A 10003-nucleotide genomic window follows, 5' to 3' on the forward strand; every position below is an offset into this window, starting at 1 on the left:
ACCTCGCGGTTGCCGGGGCATTGCTTTGCTGATCAGGCAGGGATCAGGCCGCCAGCAGTTGGCGCAGCACGAAGGGCAGGATGCCGCCGTGTTGGTAGTAGTCCACCTCGATCGGGGTGTCGATGCGCAGCAGCACCGTGACGTCCTGCTTCGAACCATCCTTGCGGGTGATCGTCAGCGTCACGTCCTGCATCGGCTTGATGCCGTTTTCCAGGCCCGAGATGTCATAGGTTTCCTCGCCGGTGATGCCCAGCGACTGCACGCTGTCCGCGCCCTTGAACTGCAGGGGCAGCACGCCCATGCCGACCAGGTTGCTGCGGTGGATGCGTTCGAAGCTGCGGGTGATCACGGCCTTCACGCCCAGCAGCTGGGTACCCTTGGCGGCCCAGTCGCGCGACGAGCCGGTGCCGTACTCTTCGCCGCCGAACACCACGGTGGGCGTGCCGGCGCCGACGTACTTCATGGCCGCGTCATAGATGGACATCTGCTCGCCGCTGGGCTGGAACAGGGTGTCGCCGCCTTCGAAGCGGCTGCCGTCCGGCAGCGCCGGGATCATGAGGTTCTTGATGCGCACGTTGGCGAAGGTGCCGCGCATCATGATCTCGTGGTTGCCGCGGCGCGAACCGTAGCTGTTGAAGTCGGCCTTCATGACGCCGTTTTCCTTCAGCCACTTGCCCGCGGGCGAGGTTTCCTTGATGGAGCCGGCCGGCGAGATGTGGTCGGTGGTGACCGAGTCGCCGAACACGCCCAGCGCGCGCGCGCCCTTGACCGCCGGCATCGCGCCCGGCGTCATGCCGAAGCCGTCGAAGAAGGGCGGCTCGGCGATGTAGGTGGAATCAGGCCAGTTGTAGGTGTCGCCGGTGACGCCCTTGATGTTCTCCCAGAGCTTGCCGGGATTGCTCTTGACCTGGCCGTAGTTGGCTTCGAAGGCCTTGGGGTCCAGGGCGTACTTCAGCAGCGACTCGACTTCCTCGGTGGTCGGCCAGATGTCGCCCAGCCAGACGTCGCCGTTCTTGCCGCGGCCCACGGGTTCGGTCATCAGGTCGCGCGTGACCGTGCCGGCCAGGGCGTAGGCCACGACCAGCGGCGGCGAGGCCAGGAAGTTGGCCTTGATGTTCGGATGGATGCGGGCTTCGAAGTTGCGGTTGCCCGAGAGCACGGCCGAGCAGATCAGGTCGTTGCCGGTGATGGCTTCGTTCAGGTCCGGGGTCAGGTCGCCGGCGTTGCCGATGCAGGTGGTGCAGCCGTAGGCGGCGACGTCGAAGCCGAGCTTTTCCAGGTAGGGCAGAAGGCCCGTCTTGGTCAGGTATTCAGTGACCACACGGGAGCCAGGGGCCAGCGAGGTCTTGATGTGCTTGGGCACCGTCATGCCGGCTTCCACGGCCTTCTTGGCCAGCAGGCCGGCCGCCAGCAGCACGCTGGGGTTGGACGTGTTGGTGCAGGACGTGATGGCGGCGATCAGGACGTCGCCGTTCTTGACCTTGGTGCCGGCGCTGGTGGTGAACGTCTGTTTTAGCTTTTCGGCCGGCTGGTTGAAGCCGTTCTCGGCGACCGGCTTGGAGTACAGGTCGATGAAGGTGTTCTTGACGTTGCCGATCTCGATGCGGTCCTGCGGACGCTTCGGGCCCGCCAGCGACGGCGCGACGGTGGACAGGTCCAGCGTCAGCAGCTTGGTGAAATTGATGTCCTTTGCCTTGGGCACGCCGAACATCTTCTGGGCCTTGAAGTAGGCTTCGAAGGCGGCGATTTCGTCTTCCGTGCGGCCGGTACCGCGGAAGTAGTCGATGGTGCGTTCGTCGACCGGGAAGAAGCCCATGGTGGCGCCGTATTCCGGCGCCATGTTGCCGATGGTGGCGCGTTCGGCCACCGACAGGCTGGCGGTGCCTTCGCCGCAGAATTCGACGAACTTGCCTACCACCTTCTCGCGGCGCAGCATTTCAGTGATGGTCAGCACCAGGTCGGTGGCGGTGACGCCGCCGCGCAGCTTGCCCTTGAGTTCCACGCCGACCACGTCGGGGGTCAGGAAGTACACGGGCTGGCCCAGCATGCCGGCTTCGGCTTCGATGCCGCCCACGCCCCAGCCCACCACGCCGATGCCGTTGATCATGGTGGTGTGGCTGTCGGTGCCCACCAGCGAGTCGGGGTAGTAGACGTTGTTCTGCTTGTCCAGGTGCACGCCGCGCGCCAGGTATTCCAGGTTGACCTGGTGGACGATGCCGAAGCCCGGAGGCACGACGCCGAAGGTGTCGAACGCCTGCATGCCCCACTTCATGAACTGGTAGCGCTCCTGGTTGCGCTTGAATTCCAGCTTCATGTTCAGGTCCAGCGCATTCTTGGTGCCGAAGTAGTCGATCATGACCGAGTGGTCCACCACCAGGTCCACCGGCACCAGCGGTTCAATGCTCTTGGGGCTCTTGCCCATCTTGTCGGCCACCGAACGCATGGCGGCGATGTCGGCCAGCAGCGGCACGCCGGTGAAGTCCTGCAGCACCACGCGGGCCACCACGAACGGAATTTCGTCTTCACGGCGGGCATTGGCCTGCCAGTTGGCCAGCTGCTTGACGTGCTCTTCGGTTACCTTCTTGCCGTCGCAATTGCGCAGCACGGACTCCAGCACGATGCGGATCGAAACCGGGAGCCGCTGCACGTCGATGCCGAGGGACTTGCCCAGCGCCGGCAGCGAATAGTACTGACAGGATTTATTGCCGATCTTGAAATTCTTGAGGGTGTCTAGGGTGTTGTGCGGCATGATGGACTCCGTGGTTTTGCCCGGTTGAAGCCGGCATTTTCTGGCGTTTTTGGGCATTTGTCATTCTATGTGAGACTGACGCCTGCGCGGTTGCATGTCTTATATCTTATATAAGACTTGGCCGGACCGTCAAAGTTCCCCTACTGCAATCAGGGGCGGCGCGGCTTTTGGCCTCACCCGATACTCTGGCCGAGGCGCGCGCGAGCCGCAAGCCTCTTTTATCAAGAAAGTCCTACGCGGATGTTGCGGCGCGCCGCGGCGAGCCGGGAACGATGGCGGCCGCCCGGCCGCTATGCCAGGAAATGGCGCAGCAGCGTGGTCAGCTCCGTGCGCAGGAAATCGACCACCGCGCGCTGCGCGGTCGAGGGGTAGGGATTGGGCGTGGTCAGGATGAACAGCTTGTCGCCCGGCCCCATGGCTTGGTAGGCGGGGAGCACGGGCGTCAGGCGGCCCGCCGCGATGTCCGCGTACACCACATAGGCGGGCAGCAGCGCCACGCCCGCGCCGGCGCGCGCGGCCTGGGCCAGGAACGGGAAATACTCCGACTGCAGCCGCGGCGCGAGCTTGGCCTCGTGCAGTTGGTCCTTGCGGCGCAGGCGCAGCGTGACCAGGGGCCTGGGATCGGGCGGACCGAGGAAGTGCAGGCGCGCAAGGTCGCGCGGATGGGCCGGCGCGCCGAATTGTTCCAGATAAGAGGGCGCCGCGCACAGCACCCATTTGACGTCGCCGAGCGCGCGCGCCACGTAATCCTGGGGCGGGGTGGTCATCACCCGCAACGCCACATCGATTTCCGAGGAAATCAGGTCGCTCACCCGGTTGGAAAACAGCACGCGCAGGGTCAGCGAGGGATGGCGCAGGGCGAAGCTCACCAGCAGCGGGCGCAATTGGTCCAGCTCGCCCAGCCCGGTGGGAATGCTGAGCCGGACATGGCCCGCCGGTTCCGAGCCCAGCTTCTGCAAGGCGTGGCGGGCGGATTCGACCTCGCGCGCCATGCGCGCGCCGTGTTCATACAGCACCGAGCCTTGCTGCGTCAGTTCCAACCTGCGGGTGCTGCGCCGGATGAGCTGGGCGCCGAAAGCCCGTTCCAGCTTCTGCAGGTTGCGGCTGACGTGCGAACGGGTCACGCCGTGGCGCACCGCCGCTTCGCTCAGCGTGCCCGCGTCGACGATGGTGACGAACAGCTGTATCAGATTGAGATCCAACGCGGGCAGGGCGGGCATGCGCGGTCTTATTGTTGACTGTGAGGAAACATAGTTTACGCAAACTGCGGGATTGTCGCGGCGTGGCGCTGGTTGATATTCTGGCCTCCACCAAACAGGAGACCAGGCCATGCCTCAAAACCAGCCCGGCGGGACCGCCCCGCAAACCATGTTCCGCGCCGACCTGTTCCGTGGCCAGCGCATCCTCGTCACCGGTGGCGGCACCGGCCTGGGCTACGCCATGGCCGAGCGGCTGGCGGCGCTGGGCGCGTCGCTGCACCTGTGGGGGCGCCGCGCCGCCGTGCTGGAAGAAGCCGCCGCCGGCCTGCGCCAACGTTACGGCGCGGAGGTCCACGTCCAGGCGGTGGATATCCGCGATGCCGAGGCGGTGGACGCCGCCGTCGAAGCCATCTGGACCGGGCATGGCGCGTTGACCGGTCTGGTCAACAACGCCGCGGGGAACTTCATCAGCCCCACCGAGAAGCTCTCGCCCCGCGGCTTCAACGCCATCGCCGACACGGTGTTCCGCGGCACCTTCTACACCACCCAGGCCGTGGGCAAGCGCTGGATTGCGCAAGGCACGGGCGGGGCGGTGCTGTCCATCGTGGTGACCTGGGTCTGGACCGGTTCGCCCTTCGTGGTTCCCTCGGCCATGTCCAAGGCCGGCATAGACGCCATGACCAAGTCGCTGGCCATCGAATGGGGCCGCCACGGCATTCGCCTCAACGCCATCGCGCCGGGCGTGATTCCGACCGAAGGCGCCAGCGCGCGCCTGCGGCCCAAGGACCAGGGCGCTGACACCCAGACGCAGCAGAACCCGATGCGGCGTCTCGGCACCGGACACGACATAGGCGAACTCGCCGCTTTCCTGCTGAGTCCGGGCTACGACTGGATCAACGGCCAGACCATCGCGCTGGATGGCGGCGACTATCTGGCCAACGGCGCCTATTTCAAGCAGTACGCCGAATGGAGCGACGCGGACTGGGCTGCCGCGCGCCAGGCGATCGAAGCGCGCACCGCGCAGGACAAGGCGCAGCGCAGCACGGAGGCCTCATGACGGACAGCACCATCCATGCGGGCGGCGAGCGTCTGTCAGGCGCCGCGCTGGCGGCGCGCGGCGAGCAGGTCGCCGCCGGCCTGGCTGCGATGGGCGTGCGGGAAGGCGACGTGATCGCCGTGCTGTTGCGCAACGGCCTGCCTTACCTGGAGATCATCCACGCCTGCAAGCGGCTGGGTTGCTACTACTGCCCGATCAACTGGCATTTCACTGCCGCCGAAGTGGCGTTCCTGATTGAAGATAGCGGCGCCCGGCTGCTGATCGCCCATGCCGACCTGTGGCAGCCGCTGCGCGATGCGCTGCCGGCCGGTCTGCCTGTGCTGCTGGCCGGCCTTGGCGCGGCGCAGCCCGGGCAGGCGGACTACGACGCGTGGCGCGACAGCCAGCCGCCCTACGATGGTCCGCGCGTGGCGCCGCGCGGCCACATGGCCTATACCTCCGGCACTACCGGCCGGCCCAAGGGCGTGGTGCGCGCGCCATTTCCGCTGGAGCACCTGGCGCGCCACCAGCAACAGGTCGAAGCGGTGGTGGAAGCGGCCTACGGCCTGCGCCCGGGCTCCCGCGCCTTGCTGCCCGCGCCGATCTATCACAGCGCGCCCAGCGTGTACGCGCAGGTCGCCTTGCGGGTCTGCGAGACCTTCGTGCTGACCGACAGGTTCGACCCCATCGAGGTGCTGCGCCTGATCGAGGCGCATCGCATCGATACGGTCTACCTGGTCCCCATCATGTACGTGCGCCTGTTGAAGCTGGATGCCGCCGCGCGCGCCGCGCACGACCTGTCGTCGCTGCGCTTCGTGGCCTCGACCGGCGCGCCCTGCGCGCCGGAAATCAAGCGCGCCATGATCGAATGGCTGGGCCCCGTCATCCATGAAACCTATGCCTCCAGCGAGGCCGGGATGGTCACGGTCATCGATTCGCACGAAGCGCTCGCCCGCCCCGGCAGCGCCGGCCGGCCCGTCGGCGGCGCGCAGATCAGGATCTATGCCGAGGACGGGTCGCCTTGCGCGGCGGGCGAAATCGGGCGGATCCACGTGCGCCAGCCGGCCTATGCGGACTTTACCTATCGCAACAATCCCCAGGCCCGCGCGGAAGTCGAGAAGGACGGGCTCATCGGCCTGGGCGACCTGGGCTATCTGGATGCGGACGGCTATCTGTACGTATGCGACCGCGAATCGGATCTGGTGATCTCGGGCGGCGTGAACATCTATCCCGCCGAGATCGAGCATCAGTTGATGCAGTATCCGGGCGTGGCGGATTGCGCCGTGTTCGGCGTGCCCGATGACGAATACGGAGAGCGGCTGATGGCGCTGGTGCAGCCCGCGGCGGGCGCCTCGCCCGAGGCCGAGGCGCTGACGCAATGGCTGGCGCAACGGCTCGCGCGCTACAAGGTGCCGCGCGAACTGCAACTGCGCGCGGAACTGCCGCGCGACGACAACGGCAAGATCGCCAAGCGCAGGCTGCGCGCCGAATTCTGGGCGGGCAGGCAGCGCAAGGTATAGCGCAGAGCGGCGCACGGCCGCGACAACAAGAGCACGATAGCTCGGGAGACAAGCATGGCATATGGACTGAACCACAGGCTGCGTCGCATCGCGGCCGCAACGATCTTCGCGCTCGCCGGCCCCGGTGCCGCGTTGGCGGCGTTTCCGGACAAGCCGGTCAAACTGGTCGTGCCGTACACGCCAGGAGGATCCGCCGACCAATTGTCGCGGGTGCTGGCCGAGGGCATGTCGCGCGATCTCGGGCAACCCGTGGTCGTGGAGAACAAGCCCGGCGCCAACACCATGATCGCCGCCACCCAGGTAGCGCGATCCGCACCCGACGGCTATACGGTTTTTCTCGCCAGCAACGCCAGCATGGTGCTCAATCCCATGCTCTACCAGCGCATCGCCTATGACGCCGCGCGCGACTTCCGCGTGCTCGGCATCGCCGCCGAATTGCCGTTGGTGGTGGTGGCCAACAACGAGGTGCCGGCCGGCTCGCTGGCTGAATTCGTCACCTATGCCAAGGCGCAGCCTGGCAAGCTGAACTACGCCTCCGTGGGCATCGGCAATCCGCTGCAGTTGGCGACCGAACTGCTGAAATCACGCACCGGCATGGACGTGGCGCATATCCCGTACAACGGCAGCGCGCCCGCGCTGACCTCACTGATGGGCAACGACACGCAACTCATGGTGGACGTGGTCAGCACGTCGCTGCCGCTGGTGCGGGAACGCAAGATCAAAGCGCTGGCCGTCACCACCGCGGAAAGGCTGGCCGTGCTGCCGGAGGTGCCGACCGTGGCGGAAAGCGGCTTTCCGGGATTCCGCGCCGCCACCTGGTTTGGCCTGGCCGTGCCGCGCGCCGTGCCGCAGGTCGAGGCGCAGCGCCTGCAGGCGGCGCTGGACAAGGTACTGAAGGATCCGGCGTTCCGCGGCCGCTTCGAACCGCTGGGCCTGGTGATCCAGGCGCCGCGCAGCCAGGCCGACGTCGACGCCTATGTGCAGGAAGACCGCCAGCGCTGGGGCGCGGTGATCGAGTCCAATCACATCAAGCTGGACTGAGTCGGCAACGGCCGGGGGAGTGAGCTTGGCTGGTTCGCACCGCCTGAGGGTTGGCGCAAGCGGCCGCCGCCCTCAGGCCTTCTTGCCGCCGCCGCGCCGCGCCTTGCGCGTGACGTTGCGCCGCGACATCTCGGAGTCCAGGATCAGCCGGCCTTCGAGCTTGCCGTGCATGCGCTTGACCGAGCGCATCGCGTCCTGCATGTGTTCGCTCATCAGGTCGCGCACCTGTTCGACGTCCCGCTCGCGCGCCGCCGCCAGGATCTTGCGGTGGAAACCCGCGTTGGCGCTGCCGAAGCGCTGCTGCTCGGACAACGGCATCTCGTTGTCGAACACGGTCAGTTGCCGGATCATTTCGTTGGTCATCTCGCAGCTGAACCGCAGGAACGGATTGGGGCAGGCCGCGGCGAAGATGTCGTGGAAATTGATCTCTTCCTGGCGCTGTGCCAGCGGATCGTCCACATGTTCTGCGGACGGATCGCAGCAGGCGATGTTTTCCTCCAGCGCGGCGAAATGCGCCTCTGTCAGGAAGGGCACGGCGCTGGCTGCCAGTTCGGGCTCCAGCAGCTTGCGCACCTGGTAGATGTCCTCGATCCGCACTTCCTTGAAGAAAAGGTAGTTCTGCATCAGCTGGAAAGTGCGGTCCAGCGGCACCTCGACCACGGTGCCGCCGCCGCCCGGTCCGGTGCTGACCTTCACCAGTCCCTGCACCTCCAGCGATTTGAGCGCTTCGCGCATGGTGCTCTTGCTGACCGAGAACATGCTTTGCAACTCGCTCTCGCGCGGCAGCTTGTCGCCTGGCAACAGGTTCTTGGCCGTGATCAGCCGCTTGATCTCCTCGGCGACCAGGTCGCTGCGCTTGGGCGGACTCGACGCGCCCGCGGCTTGTAGGTCATGACTGTTGAACGCCATTGCGTTCCTCCGTTGCTGCGTGGTGTGCGCGGGGTGGCCCCGTGGCGGTACTGCGCGGACCCCGGGTTATACCTGATGCGCCCGCTATTGACAGAGCCGGCTCGCCAAACTGATCATGATAATAATCCTATTTATCATGATAAATAGGATGGTAGTCGCAGTATAGGCACGAAGCGCCAGGACTTGCGAGTACGCCCGCGTGGCGGCGGCCCTGGCACGGGAGCTCGGAGCAGACAGAGTCGGAATGGGGACGCGCATGGTGCGCGCCCGACATCGTCAATATGCCGCGGCAGCGCCAGCGGCAGCCAGGGAGAACCATCTTGAATCGCCGCAACCTGCTGAAAATGGCCGCGCTTGGCGCGGTGCCCGGATCATTGTGGGCCGCCCGGTCCGCGTTGGCGCAAGCCGATGCCATCCAGTTCGGGTGTCCGGTGCCCATGTCGGGTGCTTTTGCCGCCAACGGCAAGTACGCCGACCTGGGTATGAAACTGGCGCTGGAACAGTACGGCCGCGCGCTGGACCGGCCGCTGGCCTACACCGTGCTGGACACCGAGGGCAAGCCGGCAACGGCGGTGCGCAAGGTGCAGGAAATCTCGCAACAGAAGGGCGTCAAGTTCTTCGCCGGAGGCATCCTGTCATCAGAGGCGCTGGCCATGGGCAAGGAAGTCGAGCGCGCCGGCGGCGTCTTCATCACCACCGCGGGCGCGGACGAAATCACCGGCAAGGATTGCAACCGCGCGACCTTCCGCTGGTCCGTACCCACCTTCGGCGCCATCGAACAGACCGTGCGCCCCTTGCTCGAAAAGCTGCCCAACGCCAAGCGCTGGTACACCATCACGCCGCAATACGTGTTCGGCGACGGCCTGCTCGGCGCGGCCAAGGCGATCTTCAAGGAAAAAGGCATCGAGCATGTGGGCAACAGCTACCACTCGCTGACCGAGAAGGAGTTCAGCGGCTACCTCACCAACGCCATGGCGGCCAAGCCGGACGTGCTGCTGATCCTGAATTTCGGCTCGCAGTCCTCGGACACGTTGCGCCAGGCCGTCAGCTTCGGCATGAAGCAGAACTGCACCATCCTGGTGGCCTGGGCGTCGGGCCTGGAACAGTTCGAAGGCCTGGGCGCCGACCTGTGCGAAGGCGTGTATTTCGGCGCGCAGTACTGGCACGGCATCGACTCGCCGCTGAACAAGGAACTGGTGCAGCTGTCCCGGGACAAGACGCGCGCCAATCCCAACTACAGCCTGGCGGGCTCCTACATCTGCACCCGCATCATGCTGGACGCCATCGCCCGGGCCGGCAGCGCCGACCCGGCCAAGGTCATCGCCGTGATGGAGGGCATGGCCTACGAAGGCCTGACGGGCAAGGAGGAAATCCGCAAGGAAGACCACCAGGTCCTGAAGAACTACTACCTGCTCAAGGGCCGCGCCAAGAAGGACATGAAGGACAAGGACGACTATGCCGAGATCGTGCATAGCGGCCGCTCTTTCCTGCCGCCCGCGGAGACCGGCTGCAAGCTGTAGCGCGCCCCTGAGGCGGGCGACCGCGGACG

Annotated in this window: 7 protein-coding genes; 4 read left to right on the forward strand and 3 right to left on the reverse strand. The window is 66.2% G+C overall.

Annotation, left to right across the window (positions count from 1 at the left end; genetic code table 11):
• Positions 1-43: 43 nt before the first annotated feature.
• Together acnA and AC6LKD_RS31830 are read right to left on the reverse strand one after the other, a co-directional pair.
• Complete coding sequence (gene acnA, locus AC6LKD_RS31825; RefSeq protein ID WP_498118470.1) at positions 44-2749, reverse strand: aconitate hydratase AcnA; 2706 nt, start codon at positions 2747-2749, stop codon at positions 44-46.
• Between the two features lie 290 nt (positions 2750-3039).
• A complete protein-coding gene (locus AC6LKD_RS31830) occupies positions 3040-3969 on the reverse strand; it encodes a LysR family transcriptional regulator (RefSeq protein WP_498118471.1) in 930 nt (309 codons plus the stop codon).
• A 148-nt stretch (positions 3970-4117) separates the two neighbouring features.
• Here AC6LKD_RS31830 and AC6LKD_RS31835 point away from each other — a divergent pair, with 148 nt between their 5' ends.
• From AC6LKD_RS31835 to AC6LKD_RS31845, 3 genes are read left to right on the forward strand one after another with little or no spacing between them, the layout of a single operon-like run.
• Positions 4118-5005 (forward strand): SDR family oxidoreductase, encoded by an 888-nt coding sequence (locus tag AC6LKD_RS31835; RefSeq protein ID WP_492276324.1) that lies wholly within the window; start codon positions 4118-4120, stop codon positions 5003-5005.
• Positions 5002-6504, forward strand: coding sequence for an AMP-binding protein (locus tag AC6LKD_RS31840; RefSeq protein WP_498118472.1), 1503 nt, complete (start codon positions 5002-5004; stop codon positions 6502-6504). The genes AC6LKD_RS31835 and AC6LKD_RS31840 overlap by 4 nt, the downstream gene beginning before the upstream one ends.
• Before the next feature lie 54 nt (positions 6505-6558).
• Positions 6559-7545 (forward strand): Bug family tripartite tricarboxylate transporter substrate binding protein, encoded by a 987-nt coding sequence (locus AC6LKD_RS31845; RefSeq protein ID WP_498118473.1) that lies wholly within the window; start codon positions 6559-6561, stop codon positions 7543-7545.
• 72 nt (positions 7546-7617) lie between these two features.
• Here the strand turns inward: AC6LKD_RS31845 and AC6LKD_RS31850 are convergent, their stop codons facing one another.
• Positions 7618-8454 carry a FadR/GntR family transcriptional regulator gene (locus tag AC6LKD_RS31850; protein ID WP_498118474.1) on the reverse strand — a complete coding sequence of 279 codons (837 nt, stop codon included), beginning with the start codon at positions 8452-8454 and terminating at the stop codon, positions 7618-7620.
• A gap of 320 nt (positions 8455-8774) precedes the next feature.
• On the opposite strand from AC6LKD_RS31850, the gene AC6LKD_RS31855 reads away from it, so the two are divergent.
• Complete coding sequence (locus tag AC6LKD_RS31855) at positions 8775-9974, forward strand: ABC transporter substrate-binding protein (protein ID WP_013395056.1); 1200 nt, start codon at positions 8775-8777, stop codon at positions 9972-9974.
• The last annotated feature ends 29 nt before the right edge of the window (positions 9975-10003 follow it).

This window comes from Achromobacter sp. D7-1, from assembly GCF_059760445.1.